This window comes from candidate division WOR-3 bacterium (assembly GCA_013177935.1).
In the GTDB taxonomy this organism is placed as follows: domain Bacteria; phylum Hydrothermota; class Tepidihabitantia; order Tepidihabitantales; family Tepidihabitantaceae; genus Tepidihabitans.
Genome location: JABLXZ010000003.1, coordinates 207,528 through 230,910, shown reverse-complemented (window position 1 = coordinate 230,910; position 23,383 = coordinate 207,528). Strand labels below are relative to the sequence as shown.

General features: G+C 49.9%; 21 protein-coding genes. 3 read left to right on the top strand and 18 right to left on the bottom strand.

The window, feature by feature from the left end:
* On the bottom strand, positions 1 to 230 hold a 230-nt coding region (locus HPY86_06600; protein ID NPV14584.1), incomplete at its 3' end, for a hypothetical protein.
* Positions 231 to 566: 336 nt separating this feature from the next.
* Here HPY86_06600 and HPY86_06595 point away from each other — a divergent pair.
* Both HPY86_06595 and HPY86_06590 read left to right on the top strand, forming a co-directional pair.
* On the top strand, positions 567 to 1,958 hold the full coding sequence (locus tag HPY86_06595; protein ID NPV14583.1) for a T9SS type A sorting domain-containing protein: 1,392 nt from the start codon (positions 567 to 569) through the stop codon (positions 1,956 to 1,958).
* 183 nt (positions 1,959 to 2,141) lie between these two features.
* On the top strand, positions 2,142 to 2,462 hold the full coding sequence (locus HPY86_06590) for a hypothetical protein (GenBank protein NPV14582.1): 321 nt from the start codon (positions 2,142 to 2,144) through the stop codon (positions 2,460 to 2,462).
* Here the strand turns inward: HPY86_06590 and HPY86_06585 are convergent.
* The 12 genes from HPY86_06585 to HPY86_06530 form a co-directional block, all read right to left on the bottom strand.
* Positions 2,437 to 5,214 (bottom strand): hypothetical protein, encoded by a 2,778-nt coding sequence (locus HPY86_06585; GenBank protein ID NPV14581.1) that lies wholly within the window; start codon positions 5,212 to 5,214, stop codon positions 2,437 to 2,439. The two genes, HPY86_06590 and HPY86_06585, sit on opposite strands and share 26 nt — an antisense overlap.
* Positions 5,211 to 6,371, bottom strand: a complete 1,161-nt coding sequence (truD, locus tag HPY86_06580) for a tRNA pseudouridine(13) synthase TruD (protein NPV14580.1) — start codon at positions 6,369 to 6,371, stop codon at positions 5,211 to 5,213. The genes HPY86_06585 and truD overlap by 4 nt, the downstream gene beginning before the upstream one ends.
* Entirely contained in the window at positions 6,371 to 6,646 is a 276-nt protein-coding gene (locus tag HPY86_06575) for a TMEM165/GDT1 family protein (protein ID NPV14579.1), read from the bottom strand. Before HPY86_06575 ends, truD begins: the two co-directional genes overlap by 1 nt.
* Position 6,647: 1 nt before the next feature.
* Positions 6,648 to 7,568, bottom strand: a complete 921-nt coding sequence (gene fabD / locus HPY86_06570) for an ACP S-malonyltransferase (protein ID NPV14578.1) — start codon at positions 7,566 to 7,568, stop codon at positions 6,648 to 6,650.
* Between the two features lie 85 nt (positions 7,569 to 7,653).
* A complete protein-coding gene (locus HPY86_06565) occupies positions 7,654 to 8,535 on the bottom strand; it encodes a hypothetical protein (GenBank protein ID NPV14577.1) in 882 nt (293 codons plus the stop codon).
* An 11-nt stretch (positions 8,536 to 8,546) separates the two neighbouring features.
* Positions 8,547 to 9,467: a TonB family protein gene (locus HPY86_06560; protein ID NPV14576.1), complete on the bottom strand. Its 921-nt coding sequence runs from the start codon at positions 9,465 to 9,467 to the stop codon at positions 8,547 to 8,549.
* Complete coding sequence (locus tag HPY86_06555; protein ID NPV14575.1) at positions 9,468 to 9,869, bottom strand: biopolymer transporter ExbD; 402 nt, start codon at positions 9,867 to 9,869, stop codon at positions 9,468 to 9,470. It abuts the gene before it with no gap.
* Positions 9,866 to 10,285, bottom strand: coding sequence for a hypothetical protein (locus tag HPY86_06550; GenBank protein ID NPV14574.1), 420 nt, complete (start codon positions 10,283 to 10,285; stop codon positions 9,866 to 9,868). The genes HPY86_06555 and HPY86_06550 overlap by 4 nt, the downstream gene beginning before the upstream one ends.
* Complete coding sequence (locus HPY86_06545; GenBank protein ID NPV14573.1) at positions 10,285 to 10,995, bottom strand: MotA/TolQ/ExbB proton channel family protein; 711 nt, start codon at positions 10,993 to 10,995, stop codon at positions 10,285 to 10,287. Before HPY86_06545 ends, HPY86_06550 begins: the two co-directional genes overlap by 1 nt.
* A 2-nt stretch (positions 10,996 to 10,997) precedes the next feature.
* Entirely contained in the window at positions 10,998 to 13,511 is a 2,514-nt protein-coding gene (locus HPY86_06540; GenBank protein NPV14572.1) for a tetratricopeptide repeat protein, read from the bottom strand.
* A 2-nt stretch (positions 13,512 to 13,513) separates the two neighbouring features.
* Entirely contained in the window at positions 13,514 to 14,827 is a 1,314-nt protein-coding gene (locus HPY86_06535) for a hypothetical protein (protein ID NPV14571.1), read from the bottom strand.
* Positions 14,821 to 16,467, bottom strand: a complete 1,647-nt coding sequence (locus HPY86_06530; GenBank protein ID NPV14570.1) for a hypothetical protein — start codon at positions 16,465 to 16,467, stop codon at positions 14,821 to 14,823. The genes HPY86_06535 and HPY86_06530 overlap by 7 nt, the downstream gene beginning before the upstream one ends.
* 138 nt (positions 16,468 to 16,605) lie before the next feature.
* Between HPY86_06530 and HPY86_06525 the strand changes: the two genes are divergently transcribed.
* Complete coding sequence (locus tag HPY86_06525; protein NPV14569.1) at positions 16,606 to 20,112, top strand: DNA polymerase III subunit alpha; 3,507 nt, start codon at positions 16,606 to 16,608, stop codon at positions 20,110 to 20,112.
* Positions 20,113 to 20,121: 9 nt separating this feature from the next.
* Here HPY86_06525 and HPY86_06520 read toward each other — a convergent pair whose 3' ends face one another.
* Genes HPY86_06520 through HPY86_06500 form a run of 5 tightly spaced genes read right to left on the bottom strand, consistent with a single transcriptional unit; the run spans position 20,122 to position 23,382 of the window.
* Entirely contained in the window at positions 20,122 to 21,063 is a 942-nt protein-coding gene (locus HPY86_06520; protein NPV14568.1) for a M48 family metalloprotease, read from the bottom strand.
* A gap of 9 nt (positions 21,064 to 21,072) precedes the next feature.
* The gene (locus tag HPY86_06515; GenBank protein ID NPV14567.1) at positions 21,073 to 21,621 is read right to left on the bottom strand and encodes a LemA family protein; all 549 of its coding nucleotides are present in this window, start codon (positions 21,619 to 21,621) and stop codon (positions 21,073 to 21,075) included.
* 45 nt (positions 21,622 to 21,666) lie between these two features.
* Entirely contained in the window at positions 21,667 to 22,254 is a 588-nt protein-coding gene (locus HPY86_06510) for a TonB family protein (protein NPV14566.1), read from the bottom strand.
* 16 nt (positions 22,255 to 22,270) lie between these two features.
* Entirely contained in the window at positions 22,271 to 22,675 is a 405-nt protein-coding gene (locus HPY86_06505) for a biopolymer transporter ExbD (protein ID NPV14565.1), read from the bottom strand.
* A complete protein-coding gene (locus HPY86_06500) occupies positions 22,672 to 23,382 on the bottom strand; it encodes a hypothetical protein (protein ID NPV14564.1) in 711 nt (236 codons plus the stop codon). The genes HPY86_06505 and HPY86_06500 overlap by 4 nt, the downstream gene beginning before the upstream one ends.
* Position 23,383 lies beyond the last annotated feature (1 nt).

Below are 23,383 nucleotides of genomic sequence, written 5' to 3'. Positions count from 1 at the left end.
TTAGTGTGAATCGCCTCAGAGATTTTTACCGGGTTGGAAGGGTTGGCGACATTAAGGATATAAACTCCACCACCAGAGCCAAGAAACGCTATGTTCCTTGCCTCATCAACCGCAACCGCATAGGATAGACCAAATGGCCAACCGCCCACCAGCCGGCAGTTCAATGAGTCCTGTGCCCAGATGAAGCCGCAAAACAGGCACAAAAACACAGCCAGTATTTTAAATCTCATACGCCTCCTGCCTATTAACTCTATCATATACTATTACTTCGGTTTACGCGGTCAATATAAACCTTAATCTTTTTCTCCCAAGACTATAAACCCGCCAGACCCACTGCGTCTGGCTGTATGCTACACATGATAGAACTGCTATAACAAGCAGTCCTGTGGTTATTTTCAGACCTTTCATTGTTACTCCTTTTGTTTGGGAGCATCAACTGCTTACTTTCTTACTGAACTGACTAATTAACTAATACGGTACCTACTATCTGTTCATACTTACCTCCTTGGTTATATTCCTTTCATACCTTGAGTTGACACCCTCTCTCCTCTTGTTACACTGTTATTGTGAACCTGGTATTTCTGTCCGCTTTGCTTGCAATCCTTCCAGTCCAGCCGAATAGCACCATTTCTTCCGATAGTTTCGAATTCCGTCAGATAGCCCGTTTGCCTTACTACACTGGCGCCCGAATCACCTGCGGTGATGCCGACCACGATGGGTTGCAGGAGTTTTATGCCCAGTCCATTGATAACCCAAATGAGTACATCCTTGAATTTACCCCGGATATGAATTATGACACCATCCGTATTCCGGGGTTGCAATGGGCTATATTCTGGTTCATAGGAGACCTTGACCGGGATGGTAAGAGCGATTTTGGTGTGGACAAAACGGACAACGACACATTCTTCATTTACGAGAGTGCGGACTCAGCATCCCTGCCTCTGCAGTGCGTATGGCAGGCTCAAATTGGAGGAATTACCCCTTACGCAATCGTAACCGACCTTGATAGAGATTCAGCACAGGAAATTGTCCTGCAGAACTTTGACCTTCCCGGCTCAGGTATTTCTGTATTTGAATATGTGGCAGATGACAGTTACGCCTTCAGAACCGTTCTTCCTGATACACCACACATCGGCATCTACGGGTTCGGCTCCACCCCAGATGTTGACCGGGATGGCTTTCCAGAGATATTTAAGGTGGGTGCCCGAGTCGTAGGAATCTATGAAGCGGTCGGTAATGACTCATTCGTGATTACCGCCGTTTGTTCGCTTCCTTCTATCGGTCCAATGCGCTTTGGCGCTGTAGCAGGTGGTCAGGACATTGACCGGGATGGCAGAACCGAGGCGATTGCCTTTGCTGTGGACGCATATAACATGGGCGTGATGGCAATCTATGAGTCCTCTAAAAACGACTCCTTTGAGGTGGTCTGGCACACCTACTTCCCGGCGAACGGATTCAGTCCTCAAACACTTGTAACCGGTGATGTGGATGGTGATGGTGTGCCTGAAATCGCTGTGTCCGATGGTGCAAGAATCCACCTGTTCCGCTGCACTGGCAACGACCAGTATGAGCAATTCTGGCAGGTATATACCGGCTTACCCTTAGTCGGACTTTATGACCTCAACAACGACGGCAAAGCAGAGGTAATTTGCCATGACTACACCGATGACAATCACACCACCATTTACGAATACTTCAAACTCGGCGTTTCCGAACGCCAGCCGGCGGAGTTACAAAGGGTCAGCATTTATCCTTTGTTTGTTGCGAAAGGTGCAGTGGTCAGATTGAGCGGTCTGCCCCCAGGAACAAAAATTGTGATTCTTGATGCCTCGGGCAGGGTTATTGCCAAACCTGAAGAAAATGCCTGGCACACCACAACCGCGACACCCGGCGCCTATTTCGTCCGAATTCAACTTGGCAACCAGAGCATCACGCACAAGGTTCTCGTCCTGAAATAACCCTCCAGATTTTCAAAGAGCGAATAGGCTAAAAGTAGAAAAAAAATACCTATGACATTTTCGCTGAAGGTCCACGCTAATAGAAAAAATGCTTGACAAAACGATTTGCCCGATTTACAATAAATCGGTAAATGACGCAATCGGGTTATCCGAATTATCAGGGAGTCTAAAAAAGGAGGAACTATGCGTGGACCTTATCTCCTCCGACCTCTGCAGGTTGATATCTCTGTGCCAGACCGGGTGGGCGGTGTTTACTGTCTGGCAAAAAAGCCCAAAGAGATTGCCATTGTTGCCCGGGCAGAACGAAACCTGCGCGAAGCAATCAAATCCCACTGGAAAGAGTACGAATTCTTCTGGTATGAACCTGCGCTTTCACCCCGTGAGGCTTACATCAATCAATGCTATCTCTATCATCGCTACGCTGAATGTGGCACCCTGGAACAGTGCGACCACCCCAAGCCTCCGGACAAGACCGAAGTCAAATGTCCAATCTGCGGAGTATAATAAGACCGCCCGATTTTTTATTACCGGTAATTGATGCCAGCAATTCGCTGGCAAAATTCAAATAGACCTGATAAGACAACTTTTGCTCTAAACCGATAGCGGCACCGACCGTCAAACTGAACGGCACATAGCGAGCAAACATAAAGTCAAAACGAACCTCGCCACCACCACCCTTGCGCCAGTTTTTAAAGTCAATACGCCGTTGATTTGTAACTAAACCTGTTTCCAGAAAAAGCGCGCCGTTCACATTGCGAAAGAAAATGGGCAAGGTTCCAATGCCGCGCTCCAGCCAGTAGATGGGCATTCTGAACTCCAGCCCTGCGACACCGATATTTGAACCGACCGGAAATGAGTCGGAAAAACCGCGGACCGAAAACAGCCCTGAGCAATTGGACATTTGAAAGGCACTAAACCGCGCGCTATCACCAAAAGCGCTCCCCAGAGCAAACTTAAATTTCAAACTCCAGGCAGCGGGCGGATTTCCAATATACTCATTCCAGTAACCAGCAACCCGGACCACATTTTGTCTGCCCAAAATGACCCGGTGTTGCGCATCGCTCAATATACCAATTTCCCGACCGCTAACCGGCGCAACATTAAATCGAAAGATTTGACTGTTATCAAAACCCCAGAAAAGGTCAAAGCACGCTGCCATCATCGTGTCACGCCTGACCGTAATCCCGGTTCCGCTCTGCTGGTACCAATCATCACCATAAATCGGAATGGCGACACCCAGCCTGCTCTGCTGCGCCCAGGGCGAAATAAACCCTTCAAGGTTGAAATCGGGTAGATAACGCAATAACTCGTAATTAAATCTGAGAAAAGGCGTCTGGTTCCTCGCCTGATAACCACCAACAACTGAATAACGGTGGAACTGCAAAACATCCCAGCCTAAGGTAAACGCCCCAACTTCTAAATCAGGAGCCACCGATAACCAAGGCAACCAGAATCGGGGCAGTAAAGTACCGATTGGGTAGTAGTGATAGAGTTGCGATTGAAAAGAAGCCGGTGAATACTCCTTTTCCGGAAAAGAATCACCGAAGTCGGCCGCAGGAACCCAATCTCGCGGCCGCAGCGCCATTAAACTTAAATCATAACCATCACTGCCCAACCGCACCAGCGCGATTTTTCGGTTGCTGGGTGAGACCGCCGGTTCAAACACCCCACCCAGGTCATCAGTACACCGATACAACTGGCGCGATTCAACACCATAGGCATAAAGGTTGAACAAGCCGCTGCGGTCTGACGAGAAAAATAGAAACTTGCCGGTTCTTGACCAGGCAGGAAAGATATCGCTTGCCCGGTCCGAGGTAATCGGAATGGTCCAGCCGGTCTCAAGGTCAATGATTTCAATGTCTGTGTAGCCACCGGGCCGCCACACCTCAACCGCAACCAGCCTGCCACCCGGTGAAAATCGCGGTCGATGGTAAACGGCGTAATTTCTGGTCTCGGTAATCTGGCGCCGCTGACCGGTCAAGTAGTTCAATATCATTAGATTGCTCTGACCAGAACTGTTACTGACATATATCAAAAGCGAATCATTCGGCGCAAAGTCCGGGTCCCAAGCCCGTTCGTCCACGGTCAATCGTTTTTTCTTACCGGTGGTTAAGTCGAGCAGGAATATGTCGCTCTGCTCCTCGCCGGTGTATTTCACTAACCGCTGGGCAAAAGCGAGCAACCTGCCATCAGCCGAAACGCTGACCCCACCGATAACTCTGCCCCGATGTAAAACCCGGGACTCCATCGTTCCAAGATTTAGACACTTTATTGCGGTCCTTTCTCTGCCTGTTCTTGTAATGTAATAAATCTCATTGCCATTTTTTGACCAGCAGGGCGCACTTTTATCATAACCGTCGCTGGTGAGGCTGGTGAATAGATTGGCCGAATCCTTGCCCATCTTCTTCTTTATTGAATCGGTCCGAGAGATTAAACTGTCCTGCCATTCGCGCCAGAGTTGCTTAAAATTCTTACCCAGCATCCTTTTTGCCAGCCGGTTCTCGAAAAACGGCACCTGTCCTGAGTTCTTCCAATTGAACTCTTCCCAAACATTCTCACCCTGTTTTTGAGCGATAAACTTGCAGAACATCCCGCCATATAGATAAGGTGCCAGACCACCAGGATACCTTTGAAGTTCGTAACCATCACACCGGTCAATCCCCAGAAGTTTATTATCCTGCACCGCCTGATAAATCATCCCCTGCCACTCCGCACTCCTTAACCGGCCAGAATTGCTAAATCTTGTTTCATTGTACACCGCATAACCTTCAATCAGCCAGGTCGGTAAAAGGGCATTGGGCAAAACCACCCTGCCGAATATTCGGCTTAACCCGCTGAGAAATCCCCGGCGCTGTTCCAGTTGCATAATGTGCGCATACTCGTGCAGAATCAGCGTCCGGAGCCAGTTGTCATCATTGGTCTTAAAATCGTGCGGTGGCGCGGGCATAATCGTAATTGTGTTATAGGGAAAAGGTATCGCCCAGCCATTGTAAGTGTCATAAAAGTCGGCAACAACGATATGAATTTTGTCCCTTGGTACCACACCGGTTTGAGATGCCACCGTCGTCCGGACCTCTTCAGCAATCTCGGCGATATAGCGGGCAAATTCACTGCGCTCTTCACTCAACTTCCCTATGCTGGAAAAATGTATGAGAAAATTGTCGGTCTCCAGTGTGAACCAGGAACGGCCCGGATTAGATGCAACCATCGGTGGTGAAATTATTCCACAACTAAGGAAAATAATTAAAACGCTCATTGGGGCAACGCAAACAGTCTTTTCAAAAGGATGGTGGCATAGGCTCCGGCCGGCAGGACAAATGAAACCCGCACCTTACTTTTACCCGGGTACAACTCGTCGGGTTCGGGTTGAGTTGCGTCCAGATGCTCGGGCCGCACCATTACCGCTCGTTCATAAGGCTTGAAATATACCCCGCGGATTCGCACCTTCAGTTTCATCTTTTCCGGTTCCACTCCCTCACGCTTTAAAACCTCCTGAAATACCCGCGCCACCCGTTCGCTTTTGAACTCCGCTTTGGGCGCCGGTGCCGGAATTACGAGCCGCGCGAGATAACGCAAATCTGAAGGCGAAAGTCTTTCATAAAACACCAGCCTGCCAAACCCATAAGGGACAGAAAGTCTTGCCAACCCCATATCCTCGAGCAACGATTTCGCTATCTCATTCCACAACCACCCCTGATAAGCATTGATGAACAACTCCAGCATCGCCCGGGGAATTTTACGAACTGCGCCCGCAAAATCCTTCGGGTGTTCAATCAGGTACTTAAAAATCGGCTTCGTCTCGAAATTAGCCACCGCCCAGCACTTTTGCCAGTTGCCCCAATTCGCCAGAATCTCCCGCTTCTGCCGTCGGGTTGTTGAGTCGTCCGCACCGCTTGGTGTTGCCAGATACAGTTTTAACGCACCGTTAAAATGTCCGGCAATCAGTTTTGGGGCAATAAACCCCTGTTTGTGCCGGGCAGAACCAAATCGCTGCTCATCATAGTAATTGACAAAACCAAACTGCCGCACCAGCGGTAACGCTTCTTGCAACCGGCTTAACTCGGTCTGGTCAAGGCAGCGAATCACAATCTCAAAACGATTGCCAATCAGCGAGTCCCGGGAAATTGGTTCATCCGCCATACCAATCAGCGTCAAAGAGTAGTTATCGGCTGTTACCCGTTTGGGACCTTTGCCCGGTATCGATAGATATTGAATTGAAAAGGAGTGGCGGTCTTTTAAACCGGCGCGTGCCACTGCAGGAAATCGGTGCTTCAGTTGCAGTTGCCGGATGACATCAAGCGTATTCCAGTGCCTTTTTTCCAGCCGATAAACTGAATATGCCCCGCGCGGTTTAATCTTTAACCGGATTAACTCCTCAACCCGAAAATCGTCTGGCTGGCATTTTATCTTCATCAACGAAGGTTGCGAACCACTAAGATAACTCCCAATATAATAAAGATGCCACCGGCGCCAAGATGAACCCAGCGCGTGGGAATGATATGGGCAAGGCTGGAACCAACTAACGCCGCCAGTAAGGAGGTCAAAATCAATGCCAAAGCGCTCCCCAAAAACACACTCAAAAAAGAGTTGAACCCGGCAGCAAACGACAGGGTAGCAATCTGAGTTTTGTCCCCTAACTCAGCCAGAAAGACCGCAACAAAAGTGGTTAAAAATGCCTTCCAGTCCATCCTACGCCTCCTCAATAAACCGCTCGATTTCCGCCGCCTTTCCTAATGATGTCACGACAAACTCCCGGTCAATTCGCTTTGCCAGACCAGCAAGAACCTGACCTGGACCTAACTCCAGAAATCTTTTACAGCCCAGCGACTTTGCTGTCTCCATTATACTGACCCAGCGCACCGGCGAGATAAGCTGCCGCCGCAGATTCTGCCGAACCTCATTACCATCAGTTGTTGCCTTGCCCGTAACATTCATTATTACCGGGAAGGTAGGCGGCTTAATCTCAAACTGTCCAAGATAATCGGCAAACTCTTTTGCCGACTCTTCAAGCAGCGGCGAATGAAACGCACCCGAAACCTGAAGCGCCACCACCTTCAAAGCCCCCTTACTCTTTGCCAGTTCCATTGCCCTTTGAACCGCATCTGGCTCGCCCGAAATTACCGTCTGGCGTGGTTCATTGTAATTGGCACAAACGACAACCCCAGCCGCCTCCTGACAGATACTTTCCACCGTTGCGGCGTCGAGTCCGATAATCGCCGCCATCGCTCCCGGTCTTTTTTCTCCTTCCGCAAACATCAGCTCGGCACGCCGTTTTACAATCTTCAGCACCGAATCAAAATCAAAACAACCCGCCGCATAAAGCGCCGAATATTCACCCAGCGAGTGTCCCGCCGCACACATCGGTTTCAACTCCGGCAGAATGGCACAAACTGCAATTGAATGGGTAAGAATTGCGGGTTGTGTATAACGGGTTTGCCGCAACACCTCCTCCGGACCCTCAAAGGAAATTTTTTTAATCGGCAATTCTAAAACATCCTCTGCCCGGTCGTAAACATCACGAACAGCGGCAAACCGTTCGTAAAGGTCTAACCCCATACCAACATACTGGGCTCCCTGTCCGGGAAACAGAAATCCAACAGTATCGTTCATAGCAACTCCTTTCACTCTATATTATCCGTAATGCTACTCATAAATACCGATTCGTCAAAGCAAGAACGCCGCAAAAGCGTTCCGGTTAGATGATGTGAATTTCTACTTTGGAGTGTTTGGGTTGGAGACCGGGTATAAACCTTGGTGCAACCTTCAATGCCCCTTTGGGCAAAACTATCCGGCGGGCAATCTCCTGCTCAATTATCTGACACCGGTCGCTGGAGAGTTTCTCCTTTTCCGAATATACATAAACGACAACCTCTTTCTTGAACCGCTCTTTTATCACATTCGCAATCTCATCGAGTCTTGCTTCCGCCTCTTTAATCAGTTGCGCGCCCTCAGGATTAAACAGCTGGTCCGCCGCGACAGAAACAACCCACTCCTGCTTCTCCTTCCAGACCACGGCGTTAATCCGCTGGGGCTCACATTGAATCCGGGTTTGATTACCCTGGGCATCGTAGGCGTTAAATGTGAAACTGTAAACATCACCGGTCGCTATCGGCTCACCCTTATCCGTTTTGCCATCCCAGGTTATCACCGCTGGTGGCTGCCCTTTTTCGCGCACCCGTCGGACCGTTTCTCCTAACGAATTGGCAATTACCAGTTCCCAGGTTGCAACCCGATGTTCAAACGACGGTAAAAACACCAGAATTTCACCATAGATAAAACTCTTTTCCACCGGCACCCGCAAGAAAGATGAGTGAATAAAATGATGCGGCACGGTGAGTGAATCAACCGCCTTAAATAACCCCTCATCAAACACATAACTCTCCGGTGCCAGAAGGTCGTTAATCGGACTCCAGGGGTCAATCTGGGGCGGGAAGAAAAACTTCTGGTCCTGAATCTTAACCTCGGTCTCACCGACAATGACCTCTTCGCCAATTGTATGGCTGTTTGCCGGTTTACGCTGCTGCACCGTATCTTCAGTTTGACTCAGAAGAAAGTACGCCAGTATAAAAAACATCATATCAACTCAGGTTAAGACAGCTGAAAGATAAATGTAATATCACCCCACTGGTCTTCCGATTTTACTCCAGGACCAAGTGGCGCAAACTCCCACTCCCGAACCGCATTTACAACCACCTGGTCAAGGTCAGGATAACCAGAACTGCATAGCACCTGTGGCATCCCCTTCACTTTTCCGTTGGGCATTACCCAGATACGCACCGTTACTGTGCCGCTTATCCGCTGGTCCAGCGCCCACTTCGGGTACTTTGGTTTAACTTTATTGACAATTTCCCGCTGGGATATTGGTCCGGCAATTTGAAAGCTCGTTCCCCTGGTTACCGGTGCTGCGATTGTCGGTTGACTCTGAGGTGACAACTGGGGTAATGTTGGTGCGGTTGATGGCTTGGACAAGGGCCGATGCTCAATCGTCAGTTGGGGTTGCGCTTGCGGCTGGGGAACTCCAGGAACACCCCTAAGTCCGGAACCGCTACCCGCACTGCCAGGACCCCTGGTTAAAGAAATCGGAGCCTGAGCCAGAATCTCCTCAGTTGTCTGGGATGAACCCTTGCCCCCGATGCGAATCACATCCATCTCACCGTCTCTTGCCAGTTCATACCGGTCCAGCTCAATCTTTGCCTGTGATGTTGAACGCTCCAGCGTTGCGGTCATATCCAGCGGGGCCACCTCTTCGGCTGCCACGCCCGAAGCGTAGGTCGCGGTCGCACCTTCAGAAATTTCACCACTTCCGCCTCCAGCTGGTGTCGGATTTGAAGCCACAACTTTCGCCACTTCGGGTCGGTAAGTAACATCCATAAAACTTACTTCTTGCAAATCGAGACCGGAACTGGTTGCAGGTCGGGAACGGGAAAACAAGATTATGCCCGACAGATGAAGCACCGCCGAAATTAGTAGCGTAATTTCCAGTGTCCAATTGCGGCGCTCAGCAAACATTTATCCCCCTTGGGCTATTTTTTTAGTTGCACAGGCGATGCGCGAGGCACCGGCCCGACGGGCGCAGGCGAGAATGTCAAGAACCGATGAATGGAGACACTCTTTATCCGCTCGCACCACCACGAGAACATAAGGGTCACGGGTTATCTCGTTCGAAATCCGGCTATACAACTCATCAAAGTCAGCAACCGGTTCATCGTTGAAATAAAGACGCCCATCCGCGGTATAGGTAATAGTAACATCGTTTTCTGTTTTTCGTTCTGCGGTATGAGTTTGCGGCACATCCACCGGTGTAGCATTGTGGGTCAGAACCATGGGTGCTACCATCATCATAACCAGAACAAGAATTAACCCGACACAAGCCATCGGCAGAATATCAATGTTAGGTGCTTCCTTTTTCATTTGACCCTCCTTGTCCTTAAAAGCGCAACATCAGCCGCACCACATTGTTTCGCCAGGTCAAGGACCTGCATCACCCGGTCATATTTAACCTGCTCCTCAGCCGCTACGATGACACGTCGTTCTACACTCCGCTGTAATAAGCGCGGCAACAGTTCGGAAAGATTTTCGTAAGACACCTGGGCTTCATTCAAAATTATCCGACCGTCGTTGGTAATCAAAATATTCGCCTTGATATCCGAACCCGGTTCATTCGCTGCCGCACGTGCCGCACCGGGTGCCGAAACGAAAATACCGGACTCAAAGAAAATCGGCATTGAAACGATAAAGGCAATAACCAGGGACAGCGCAATATCTACCAGCGAGTTCAATATCAGTCCGGAATTGCGATACGATTCAACCCTGGTCCGGCGTCGCATTAGAACTTCCAGGTTGTATCCTCGCTAACCTCAGGCTGTACCACCGAAGGAGATGGCACCGGTTTAGTTTCCACAGGCCGCTCGACTCGCTGCGGTTGTTTGTATCGACCCAGCATCACTACCAGCCGTTCAGCAACACTTTCCAGCGCCATTGTCAGGTCCGAAGACTTTTTGGAAAAGTAGTTGTAAAAGAACAGAACCGGAATCCCGATGAAAAGTCCAAAGGCGGTGGTAAACAAAGCCTCGGCAATCCCTTTGGATACGACCGCTGGTCCACCTGAACCGGTAAGAGCGATATTACCAAAGGCTCCAATTAGCCCGGTAACTGTGCCCAAAAGCCCAAGCAGTGTTGCCGCATTCGCCAGCGTTCCCATACCACCTAATAACCTCTCATAACGAATCCGCTCTTCAAGGATCAAACTGTAGAGCAAATCCGATAGCTCCTCCCCGCTCAATGTATGATTTTCTAACGCCACCACAAACAGCCGTCCCAAGGGATTGTTCTGTCTTTTACTCCAATCAAGCGCTTGAGGCAGTCCATTTTGCGCCAGAATGCGTCGCAACTCCGCAAGCCCTTTTGCCGGATTAAACCTATTGCGTGTAAAATACCAGAACCGCTCAAGAATCAGTGCCAGCGCCGCGATTGATGTAATAAGCAGAATCACCATTACCAAACTGCTCTTGAAAATCTGAACTATACTCTGACCCATTATCATGGTTTTTTCTCCCCTCCTGTTGATGGATTGACATCTTCTGGCGACGGGGGCGATGCACCCGATTCGCCTTCCTCGGCTGGTGTGTCGTACTGACCGGCGCCCAGCCGTTTGTTGCAAATTTCAATATTCTTTTTCGCACTTTCCACATATTCCGACTCGCTAAACGAGTCAACAACGGTCTGAAATGCCTGAAGCGCTCGTTTGTACTCTCCGGCATTAAAATAGGCGATGCCCATATTGAAAAACGCGCCGCTGCGCTGCTCATGTTCCGGAAAATAATCGAGAAATTTTTGATATGCCTGAGCCGCTTCCGGCCACTGTTTCAACTGCGCATAACTTTCCGCGGTCAACAACTGGGCATCACCGGCAACCCCAGAACCAGGGAAATTAACCACCGTTTTCTGCAACTCAACAATCGCCTCATCAAATCGACCGGCATCAAACAACTCTTTTCCTTTAGCGTACTGACCCTCGGCTGCCATTTCAGATTGCGGAAAACGTTCCAGAAACTGCCGCATCACAGTTGAATCTTCCTGACCGGCAAGATAATAACTCATCTCCAAACTTTTGCGAACACCAGGCACCTGGGCATCGGAAGGGTACAGGTCGAGAAACTTCTGGTACTCCCGAATTGCATCGAGATACTGCCGCCGATTGTAATAGCATTGAGCGATTAGTGCCTGTGAAGCGGGCGCGAATTGCGAAAACGGATACTTCTCGATTACAAAACCAAAAGCGGCAAGCGCCTTGTCGTACTCCAGCGCCTTGAAATAGGTATCCCCGGTTCGAAAGGCAGCTTCAGCAACCTTGAGATTGTTCAGGGGAAACCGATTCATCAAGGTCGTCCAGGCATCAACCGCCTGACCGTAATACTTCAACTGATAATAGCAGTAACCAGCGTAAAAATAGCCCGGCACCGCGGCCAGTGAATCATCCGGAAATGTATTGGTCAAAGCCTCAAAAACATCTAACGCCTTCAAATACTCGCCCTGATTAAATAGACAGTAACCGTAACCCAGATAGGCGCTAACCGTGAATAAAGTGTCACTCAACCGGGCGTTTAACAATCCCTTAAAACCGGAAAGTGCCTCATTCAGCCGACCCAGGTGATAAAGGGCGTAACAGCGTCCCAGTCGGGCATAAGGGGCAATTTCGGCACCAGCCGGATGGTTGAACGCCCGCTGGTAGTAGTCATCCGCCTCGCTGTACTTCTGGGTATAGTAGAAACCCTCCGCAAGTGAGTACAAAATCCGCGGCCGCCAATCCGATTTTTCATCCGGATAATCGGCAAGATACTTCGTTCCCAAAGCAACGCAGTTGTCAAATCGGCCGCTCGAATTGAGTGCCATCAGCAGCATCGCGGCTGCGGGCTCGCGTAATGCGGTCCCGGAATAGTTAACAAGGATATTTTCAAACTGTTCAGCGGCACTGCGATAATCTCCCAGTTGATAATAAATCACACCCGATAGATAGTTCCCTACGCCCGAGAGCGCGCCTGTTGTAAACATCCGGCTCAACTGACTGGTTGCGAGAAGTGTTTGTGCGGTATCAGCCGTTGCCAGCATCGCCGCTGCCAGTTGCAGATGGGCATAACTGGAAACCATCGTCCGTGGGTAGTTGGACCGTACCCGCTGGAAGCGTTCAACCGCCTCCTGAGCGTTACCCAGCGCCAATTGAGCATAGCCAATAAAGTAGTTGGCATGAGCCGCAAGGAAATTGTTGCTGGAACGGGTCAGGGGCATAAGGTGGTCAATTGCCGCGGCGTACTGTTTCTGAGCAATCAAGGCACACCCTAAAAAATAATGAGCAAAATCGGCTAAAGGTGAAAAAGAAAACTGGTCAAGGAAAAATTGAAACTTTGCTCGGGCACCATCGTAATCCCGATTGATAAACAACGCCAATCCAGCGTTGAAATGTGCCATCAACGCCAGAGGTGTGTTAGGCACCGCATCGGTCACCTCTTTGAATTTAACCAGCGCCCGCATTGGGTTTCCCAGTTGAGCATAACATTTCCCAAGATAAAACTTTGCTTCGGGCATCTCGAGCCCATCAAGGTTAGCCCTTGCCTGTTCATAAGAGCGCTGAAAATAATAGAGTACCCCCAGGGCAAAATTGGTTCGGGGGTCGGCATTGTACCCCGGTTCCTTTGCCAGCTTTTCTAATAGCACCTGCGCCTGTCGATAGTTGCCCATCATAATGTAGCATAAACTCGCACCATACATCGCTTCCGGCTTGATATACGAGTAACGGGGCTTTTCCAGCAAACTCTGAAACAACTTCAATGCCCGTGGGTATTCCCCCTGATTGAAATAACACTCTCCCAGCGCAAAATTAAGTTCATCGCCAAACTCACTTGCCCCAAACTCCCGCACCAGGCGGTTCAGTCCTTTAATAGCATCTTGATAGTTGCGAGCTTCAATCAATGTCTGAATCCGATTGTATTCTTGGGCTAACTCCCGAGTCTGCTGCGGTGTTAAAACTCCCCAGATAAGCAGTAACAGTATCGACATTCCTACTCGCCCGGCTTGATTTCAATTTTCCCTTGCGGACCTCGGGTCTTTACCGTCGTAAGAAAACCTGAAAAACTAAGCGAAGAATTACGCTGGTCAACAACCACAATGTCGTAGTAGTACTTACCATCGGAAACCAGTCGGCCAACATCATCCAGCCCATCCCACCACATCCGCGGTGGTGGTGCATCCCAGCCACTATAACTCCTCACCACCTCACCAAAACTGTTTTTTATCATAATCTGCCAGCGCTTCACCGGTGCCCGGGAAACAGTCCTGATGTCCATCCACAACACATTGTTTTTATCTTCGGGTGTTGGGGCAAAAAGTTTTGGTTGAGCATCAATCCAAACCCGAAAGCCTGAAAAGTCCACAAATATTCCTATCTTATGAGTAGGTGCCAGCCGGAATTGCGATTGGTGGTGCAACAAAAACGCATAATCGACACCTAACCCCATCTTGCCCCAAGCCTGGTGAATTCCCAGACCCAGACTTATCTCATTGGGGTCAATACCGATGCGCTGCACAATCACATCGGGTACAATATGAAATTCCACCCCACCATGCGGAGTCAAGTCCAGTTTTAACCGGTCGGTTGGATTATTAGTATTTTCATCAATCTCCCGCAGTAGCGGCGAAGTCACATCAGCCGTTATCACCGCCCGACCATCAAGTAAGTGTGCCGCTGCTCCCAGCCGAAATGTTCGCGGATACCGGTCCGAAAGGGTGTGCAAAGTTAAAACCGGTTCAATCGCATTCTGCACTACAAGACCAAAACTGAAAATCTTTCCGGCTCGCGCCAGTAGCCCAAAGTCAGCACCGATGCCCACATCAGCAAACTGTGCCAGATTTTTTGTTATCAGTTTTGCGGTTGCCCCTACGCCCAGAAAATTAAACGGATTGTAGGCATAAGAAACAAAATAGGCGTTTTCGGCAAATAGGGTTGATTGATACTGCCAGTTCTCCGGCGTTCGCGACTCCAGTCCCTCGGCACCGTAATTCAAAATACTAACACCAAATGTTCCAAACTCTTTTGTTGGCATCGTATAGGCGATATACTCCATGCGCGCCCCATAAAGTTGCGAATGGGCAACAAGAACCTCGTGCGTATTTAACTGAAACAGCCCTCCGGGATTAAAGTAAACCGCCTGAGCATCGTCCGCAACCGCGGCAAAAGCCTTGCCCATGCCCAGACTCCGCGGCCCCGCACCATAATTGAGGAATACCCCGGGCAAACCGCCTTCACCAGCAATAACAGTCTGAACAATCGCACTCAAAAGTAAAAACCAAACCCACGCCGTCCTGTTTTTTACCATACCACTCCTAAACGGTAGGTACTCCGAAACACCGTGCCAGTATGAAGCTGCCCAACCACTTGAACAACATATACGCCCGAAGCAACCCGACGTCCATTACGATTTCTCCCATTCCACATCAACCGGTTGATTCCTGCCCGCGCTCCTGGTTCTCCAGCCGCAAAATGCCATCCGACCACTTCATTGCCAAATGGGTCAAATATCCGCACATCAACCGCACCGGAACGGTTGAGATAATACACAATCTCCGCCGCATCACGGTTGAAACCAAAAGGATTGGGAAAGGCAACAACCTTGCCCAGCATCACCGCGCTGTCCGGAATGTCTACATATATCCCGATTAGCGACTCAACCGCACCGGAAACAACCCTGATGGTATCAAACTCGGCAAAACGCGCCCGGGTACAGAGAAAACGGGCAATCGCAATACCTGATGTATCGGTGAGCAACGCCTCATCAAGCATATCACCATTTCCCTTTACTACCGAAAACCGGCAGACCGTGGCAGTAATTGGCTGTTGATTTGCATCCCGAACTACCACCCGGATAAAAGCGGTCTCACCCGCTACCACCGTATCCGGCGCCGTAATCTCTAAACTTCTACCCCGGGCTTTGATGTCCAGCCGTGTACGGTAAGACTCATTCCCTCCGGCGACATCGTAAACCCATAAGTTCTGATTTGGACCCGCGGTATTAAATTGAACAAGAAAATTCGCACTATCAACCAGCGTTGTCTCCGAAGGGAAGAACTCGATGGGAAATTCGGAGTTCAACTTCACCCGTACTCCGCTTCCTCCAACAATGTTCCAGCAACGGTCACACGGATAGACCGAAACTTGAAATGGCTCTCGGACATACTGAGGCAAAGGTTCTTCCGATTTACCAGGGGTCATCCAATCCAGAGATGCTGTATCACCGGGTAATGGAACCTCTCCGGGAAGAATTAAAAGCAGTCGCTCAAATACCCCGGCACGGACATCGAACAAAGACGATGTGTCCGGCACAAAGGGCTGTCCGTTAGCAGGCAAACAATAAATATGGTGGACACCAGCCCGCCGGAAAATCGCGGTAAACCGACTACTACCATCCTGTATCTCACCACCTGCCGGCAAAATCGCAAAGTTATCGCTCGCGGCAAAATATACACTGTCGGTTCGGAACCGCACCGGATTACACCAAACATCAGTTAGATAAACTGTAAAGTTAAAACTGTCACCTGCTGTTTGACTGTTCGGCGGACCCAACCTTCCCTCACGGGTTCCAGGACTCAATTGCTGTCCTGGTAACACGGTAACAAACCGCCGCGGTGGTCCGGAAACCACCTGGAAAACATTACTGCTGCTGGTCACCCGACCCGAATCATCGGTACAGCGAATCTGCAAACTGTCGGCAAGCGTAACCATCACTTTACCATTCCATACGCCGTTGCGGAATGGACCGATTACATTAGGATAGATGTAGGTTGCTCCCCTTGTGGTGGAAAGGAATGCAGGACGATTGTAATCGTAAATACCACCATAGGGGTCCCGGGCGATTATCGCCACTTCAAATGAATCACCCGCATACTGTGGACTTGTTATCGGGGTAAAATCAAAGCGATATAGCTGGGCGACCAAGAGTAACCCGAGCGCCGCGCTCATTAGCACATCTAATTTTAACCATCTTAATTAACCTGTCAAATAAAATAACCATATCCTAATCAATCATTCCCCTATGAAAATCGACAGAACATATTTGCACAATTTGACACGAGCGGTAATAAGGCTATAACAGTCTAAATGCTTAGAGAAAGACAGAAAGTCGACTTTGTCCATCTCCATAACCATTCTGAGTACAGTCTGCTGGACGGAGCAACGCGCATTGAAGACATGGTGCAACTGGCAAAGGAAATGGGGATGGAAGCGGTGGCACTAACTGACCATGGTGGTATGTTCGGAGTTATAAAATTTTACCAGGCAGCGCAACGGGCAGGTGTGAAACCAATTATCGGCGCCGAGGTTTACATTGCTCCGCGCCACCGACAAGAAAAAGAGCATCACATCGATGTTCCGGAGGCAAGTTTTCATCTTACTCTTCTTTGCGCGAACGAAACCGGCTATCGCAACTTAATCAAACTTGTATCACTGGGTTATCTCGAAGGCTTTTATTATAAACCACGCGTCGATAAAGAACTTTTAGCAAAGTACCATTCAGGACTAATTGCCCTATCCGGTTGTTTGAAAGGCGAGGTCAACTGGTATCTGTTGCGCCAGGATATTGATTCAGCAATGCGCGCCGCCGCCAGTTACCAGGAAATATTTGGTCGGGAAAACTTCTATCTTGAAGTAATGCGCACCGGCCTCCCCGAACAAGAAAAGATTATACCGGACATTGTGGACATAAGCCGCGCTCTGGACATCCCGATTGTCGCAACCAACGATTGCCACTACCTAAAACCAGAAGATGCCCGGGCGCAGGATGTTTTAGTGTGTTTGCAGACGAACAAGAGGCTAAAAGACAAGGAGCGATTGCGCCTCGCGGGCAACGGATTCTATTTCCGCAGTGGCGCCGAAATGCTCGAACTGTTCAAAGACCTACCCGAGGCGGTTTCCAACACCAGGGCGGTGGCGGAAAAGTGTGAGTGCGTACTCAATCTTGAAAACCGACAATTCCACCTACCCGCATTCAAGCCCCCAGCGGAGTTTGAAGATGAGTTTCGCTATCTCACCCATCTGGTCAATGAAGGGGTGCGACAACGTTATCGCACTCCAACACGGGAAATTGAAGAGCGGCTAAAACACGAACTGGAAGTGATTAACCGGATGGGCTTTGCCGGCTACTTTTTAATAGTCCACGACATTGTCCATTTTGCCAAAATGAAAGGAATTCGTGTCGGACCCGGTCGCGGTTCTGCTGGAGGTTCACTCGTTCTTTACTGCCTCGGTGTTACCGAAATCGACCCATTGAAATACGGGTTGCTCTTTGAGCGGTTTTTAAACCCCGAACGAATAACTTTACCCGATGTCGATATCGACTTTGCTGATAGCCGGCGCCAGGAGGTAATTGATTACATCCGTTCTCGCTATGGAGAAGATTCGGTTACTCAGATCATAACCTTTGGGACATTAGGCTCGCGAGCGGTAATCCGTGATGTGGGTCGGGTTCTCGATATCCCGATTGCCGAAGTCGACCCTATCGCCAAGCAAATCCCACCGGGCAGTGAACTCGCCACTGCTCTAAAAGAGGTTCCCGAACTCCAGTTTCTCATCCGCTCTAAACCTGAATACCAGCAAATGTGGGAGATTGCTTTAAAACTCGAAGGTTTGTGTCGCCATGCTTCAGTCCATGCTTCCGCGGTCGTAATCACCCCGCGTCCCCTTCTTGAACTTATCCCGCTTTATAAAGTGCCCGGTGGTGAAACCTGCACCCAGTACGATATGTATACTCTGGATGACATCGGTATCCTCAAGATGGACATACTCGGCCTGAGGACCCTTACAGTAATTGACGAAGCGGAAAAACTGATACAACAACACACCCCGGGATTCCGCATCGAGAACTTGGACTATTCGGACCGGCGCACCTATGAACTTTTACAGCAGGGAGAAACAGTAGGGCTATTCCAGCTGGAATCGGCCGGGATGCGCGACCTGTGTAAACGGAGCCGACCGGAAAAACTGGAGCATATAATTGACCTAATCGCCTTGTTCCGTCCCGGACCGATGGATTTGATCCCTGAATACATCGAACGAAAAAAAGACCCCACCAAAATCAAGTACGACCATCCAGACCTTGAAGATTTCTGTAAAGAAACCTACGGTATTATCATCTATCAGGAGCAGGTAATGCAAGCGGCACAGGCTCTTGCCGGCTACACTCTGGGGCAAGCCGACATTCTGCGCCGCGCTATGGGCAAGAAAAAACCGGCGGAAATGGCAGCACAGCGCGAAACATTTATTGCCGGGTGTGAAAAGAAAAAGGGGCTTCCCCGTGAACGCGCCCAGGCAATTTTTGACCTGCTGGAGAAATTCGCCGGCTACGGGTTTAACAAATCCCATGCTACTGGTTACGCCTGCCTTTCCTATATCACCGCCTATCTCAAAGCCAACTATCCTAAGGAGTTCATCGCCGCATCATTGACCAGTGAACTGGGTGACACCGACAAACTGGCAAAGTTCATCAGCGAAGCACGTCGCATGGGTATAAAGGTACTGGGTCCTGATATTAACCACAGCGCCGCGCAATTTACAATTGAAAAGGATGCTGTGCGCTATGGTCTTGCCGGTGTGAAAAATGTCGGTGTTAATGCCGCTGAGGTAATCGTTGCTGAACGGCAGGAAAAAGGACCTTACGAAAATTTGCTTGACTTTCTCGTCCGCACTCGGGGCAAGGTCAATCGTAAAGCGGTCGAATCGTTAATCAAAGCCGGCGCCTTTGACACCTTCAACCCCAATCGCACCCAGCTCCTCGCCGAATTGGAACCGTTAATGACCAAGGCGGCTTCCGAAAAACTGTTGCTTTACGAGCGACAGTTTCAACTCTTTGGTCCAGCCCAGGAAGAAAGCACTTCACTTTCGGAAACGGAGAAGACTACACCAACCGCTGATATCATAACCTATGAAAAGGAGTCCTTCGGTTTTTACTTTTCGTCGCATCCGCTCGAACACTACCGACTGGAATACAACGCCCTCGCGCTCACTCCCATCGCCGAATTGGAAAATCTTGAAGAAGGAAAACCGGTGGCAATTGGTGGTATCATCTCCAGCCGCAAGGTTCGCAAAGACCGCCGGGAACGGGACTACTTCATCCTCACAATAGAGGATTTCAACTCCGCCATTGAGGTAATGGTGTTTAACAATGTACTGGAAACCTGCCGCGAATTACTCAAACCGGACAGTATGGTCATCGTTCAGGGCAAGGTTAAAATGCGTGCCGGCGGCGACAACTCGACAACAGGTGGCATTCCCCAGTTGTGGGCAGACAGCATTTACCCTTTCGACCGTGCCTATGAATTTATCAGGAAAATCGTTCTCGAACTGTTCGAAACAGAACTGGGCGACAGTCTAATTGCCAAAATACGGGAAACCCTTAGTGCCTTCCCCGGTGAAACACCGGTCGTGCTGCATCTTACTAAATCTGATAATGAAAAAAGGCGCCTGTTGTTAAAAAAGTACCCGGTACGACTTGAACCAAAACTCATTGCCGCGCTTACCAGTGTTGTCGGTCCGGACCGGGTGAAATTAATCGGCAGCCTACCCCAATTAGAAACCCGCGATTACCCGGGTACCGGAAAGAAACGGCGTTAAGCTACCGTTTTAATCAAAAGTTAAAGACTCCAGTCTTCTTATCCGCTCGCTCAGTGGTGGATGTGAAGCAAATAGACTTACCCTTTCGGTTTTATCGTTCCCAAATGGATTGGCGGTAAACATATGAGCCGTGGCATTGGAAGCGGTCGCCAATTTCCCCGACCACAAACCAATCTTCCGCAGCGCGCGCGCCAGTCCTGCTGGATTGCGCACAATGTAGGCGCCCGAAGCATCGGCAAGAAACTCCCGTTGCCGCGATATTGCCGCCCGGATTAGCGCCACGAGAAGCGGTGCCACAATCGTCAGAATCAACGCTATTATCAAAAGTATCACCCCGCTCTGACCACCGCCGCGAGAACGTGAGTCGCGCCGCCTGCTTCCGCTGGCAAAAAAACTCCAGCGTAAAAAGATATCCCGAAAAAGAATTATCAAACCACCGATAATCGCCGCTACTGTCATCAAGAGAATGTCATAGTTACGGATATGCGCAACTTCGTGGGCGATAACACCCTGCAGCTCCTCCCGGTCCATCATTTCCAGTAATCCTCGAGTCACCGCCACCGCCGCATGCTTCGGGTTCCGACCTGTAGCAAAGGCGTTCGGGGCATCGTCATCAATTACATAAACCCGGGGCTTTGGAATCCCTGCTGCCAGTGCCACCTCCTCCACAACATTATGCAAGAGATAAAACTCCTCCTCGGGTGCAGGCTGGGCACGATTCACCGCCAGCGCCACTTTATCGGAGTTAAAATAAAAGACCAGATTGTAAACTACAATAAACAGACCAAACAGGATGTAGTACTCCAGCCCCCAGTCAAAAAAATAGCCCAATAAATAACCGACAAATCCTAACAAAAGCGAAAACAGCAGGATGAAAAACGCGGTACCTAACTTATTACGGCTGATTAAATTGTACAGGTTTTCGCGCCGACCTTTCCTTTCTTCGTTCATCGTAAACGGTTAAAACTGTACCTTAGGTGCCTCGCGTTCTGTATCGGGCACGGTGTAAAATTCTGCCGGTTTAAAGCCAAACATCCCCGCAATGATACTTGAAGGGAACATCTGCACCCGGTTGTTGTAATCCATAACAACATCGTTGTAAAACTGCCGGGCAAAGGATATTTTGTTCTCGGTATGGGCAAGCTCCTCCTGCAGTTTCAAAAAATTTTGATTCGCCTTCAGGTCCGGGTAGTTCTCCACAACTGCGAACAGTGTTTTCAGCGTTTCGCTCAGCTGGTTGTTTGCCTTTGCCGCCTCAGCCGGACCCTTAGCACCAATCGCCTGTTGCCGGGCTTCGGCAATTTTTTCAAAGATTGCCCGCTCATGAGCCGCATATCCTTTGACCGTTTCCACCAGATTGGGAATCAGGTCGATGCGCCGTTTTAACTGGACATCAATCTGATGCCAGCCATTCTGAACCCGATTCCGGCTTTGCACCAGCATATTGTAGGTGCCGATAAAAAACAGAACCAGAAGACCAACAACAACCGCTATTATTATTCCGATCATAAATCACCTCTTTCTCTCCCTGTTAACCACAGGGAATTTATCGCTTTATCTTTCAAACTCCAGATGAATTTTCAACCGCGGGGTTGTAAACTCATCTGGTAAGGGCGGCAATTTACCGGTAACCAGCACCGCCCGCACACAGGACTCATCAAACAGCCCATCACCCGAAGACCGCTCCAGTTTCACATCTGTCAGCCGGCCATCCCGTTCAATCACAAAAAATACCGTTGCCTTCAGCTTATTAGTCCTGCCATAAACTGGGTCTTCCCAGTTTTCACCAATCCGCTCGAGCATCTGCTGCAGGTAGTAATTGTACCCGAGTACCGCTGCCCCCTCTACGCGCGCGCCCAAACCCTGCCGGCGCAATACATCATCCTCTTTCTTCACCCGCGCTTTCGGTGTCGGCTTATTTTCCGGTTTCTTTGCCGGAACGGGTTTGGGCGTTGGTTGCAGTAAATGGGGCGCCGGCTCGGCTTCTTCCTTTTTCTCTGCAACCCCGGACCGAAGAATTTCCACCGTAATCACCGCCGGTCGCATCGCCTCTTTTGACCTAGGCACGATACGGGTCATCACGCCAATCCCGACAACCACCACCATATGACCCGTGAACGACAAAAGCAACTCCCGTTTCATTTTAACAATTATATCGTTACTTGGGCAGTGCGGTCAAACCAATGTTGGAAACACCCTGCTCCCGGACGATACCCAGAATCTCAATTATCGTTCCGTAGTCAACCCTTCGGTCCGCATGAAGATAGACGCGATCGTACTGCCCCCGGGCAAATTGGTCACTAAGCGCCTTTCCCAATCCCTGCAGCGAAACCGCTTTGGTACCAACAAAAATTTGACCATCCGCTTTAACTGAAATCACCAATCCCGCACGAGTCTGCGGTTCGGGTCGGCTCGTTCGAGGCAAATCAAGGTCAATGCCCTGCTGCCGGCTCAAAGCAGCAGAAACACCGGCGATGAGAAAGATTATCATCAGGGTAAAACTCACATCCGCCAGCGAAGTGATGTTCATTTCCGCAAGAAACTTCAGCCGGCGTTCCTTCACTTTTCCTCCTGCCGATTATTAAACTGAGTCGCAATTACCTCCCGGCGAAAAACACCGGTCATTTCCGACACAAACCGTTCCATTTCGGACTGCAGGCTCCGCACCCGGCCCACAAAGTAGTTGTAAAACAAGGCTGCCGGGATCGCCACCAGAAGCCCCATTACCGTGGTTATCAGGGCATCAGAAATCCCGGGCGCAATTAACTGTAAGGTTGGCATCTGCGCACCCCGCAGCGACAAAAATGTCCGCAGAACCCCTTGAACCGTGCCTAAAAGCCCGAGAAAAGGAGCAACCATTGTCGTGATTGCCAGAAACGACAGCGAGGACTCCAGCCGGTCAATCTCCTTTGAACCGGCCCGCTCCATCGCCTCGGAGATATTAGGAACCAGTTGACTAAGAGCATCAGCCCCGGCACCAGAACCAAACTGTTCTTTTAACACCCGCCACTCCTCGACCGCGGCATTCAAGAGCGCGGTTAGGGGCGAAGCCGGAAACATCCTTGTCAATTCTTGATAATCCTTCAAACCCCGGCGGTACCCAAAAACACCCAGGAAACCCTTTGTCTGTGCGCTTGCCTGACGATACTGTCGCAACTTTCGGAAGAATATCGCCCAGCTCACCACCGACAAAACGAAAAGAATGATGATGATTCCGAGCGCAAACGGACCGGCCGAAACAAATGGCGCCCAAAAGCCGTTCGCTGTCATC

Coding starts and splice junctions, on each gene's coding strand:
- HPY86_06590 (NPV14582.1), top strand. CDS start 2,142: ATGCGTGGACCTTATCTCCTCCGACCTCTGCAGGTTGATATCTCTGTG.
- HPY86_06585 (NPV14581.1), bottom strand. CDS start 5,214: ATGAGCGTTTTAATTATTTTCCTTAGTTGTGGAATAATTTCACCACCG.
- truD (NPV14580.1), bottom strand. CDS start 6,371: ATGAAGATAAAATGCCAGCCAGACGATTTTCGGGTTGAGGAGTTAATC.
- HPY86_06575 (NPV14579.1), bottom strand. CDS start 6,646: ATGGACTGGAAGGCATTTTTAACCACTTTTGTTGCGGTCTTTCTGGCT.
- fabD (NPV14578.1), bottom strand. CDS start 7,568: ATGAACGATACTGTTGGATTTCTGTTTCCCGGACAGGGAGCCCAGTAT.
- HPY86_06565 (NPV14577.1), bottom strand. CDS start 8,535: ATGATGTTTTTTATACTGGCGTACTTTCTTCTGAGTCAAACTGAAGAT.
- HPY86_06560 (NPV14576.1), bottom strand. CDS start 9,467: ATGTTTGCTGAGCGCCGCAATTGGACACTGGAAATTACGCTACTAATT.
- HPY86_06555 (NPV14575.1), bottom strand. CDS start 9,869: ATGAAAAAGGAAGCACCTAACATTGATATTCTGCCGATGGCTTGTGTC.
- HPY86_06550 (NPV14574.1), bottom strand. CDS start 10,285: ATGCGACGCCGGACCAGGGTTGAATCGTATCGCAATTCCGGACTGATA.
- HPY86_06545 (NPV14573.1), bottom strand. CDS start 10,995: ATGGGTCAGAGTATAGTTCAGATTTTCAAGAGCAGTTTGGTAATGGTG.
- HPY86_06540 (NPV14572.1), bottom strand. CDS start 13,511: ATGTCGATACTGTTACTGCTTATCTGGGGAGTTTTAACACCGCAGCAG.
- HPY86_06535 (NPV14571.1), bottom strand. CDS start 14,827: ATGGTAAAAAACAGGACGGCGTGGGTTTGGTTTTTACTTTTGAGTGCG.
- HPY86_06530 (NPV14570.1), bottom strand. CDS start 16,467: ATGAGCGCGGCGCTCGGGTTACTCTTGGTCGCCCAGCTATATCGCTTT.
- HPY86_06525 (NPV14569.1), top strand. CDS start 16,606: ATGCTTAGAGAAAGACAGAAAGTCGACTTTGTCCATCTCCATAACCAT.
- HPY86_06520 (NPV14568.1), bottom strand. CDS start 21,063: ATGAACGAAGAAAGGAAAGGTCGGCGCGAAAACCTGTACAATTTAATC.
- HPY86_06515 (NPV14567.1), bottom strand. CDS start 21,621: ATGATCGGAATAATAATAGCGGTTGTTGTTGGTCTTCTGGTTCTGTTT.
- HPY86_06510 (NPV14566.1), bottom strand. CDS start 22,254: ATGAAACGGGAGTTGCTTTTGTCGTTCACGGGTCATATGGTGGTGGTT.
- HPY86_06500 (NPV14564.1), bottom strand. CDS start 23,382: ATGACAGCGAACGGCTTTTGGGCGCCATTTGTTTCGGCCGGTCCGTTT.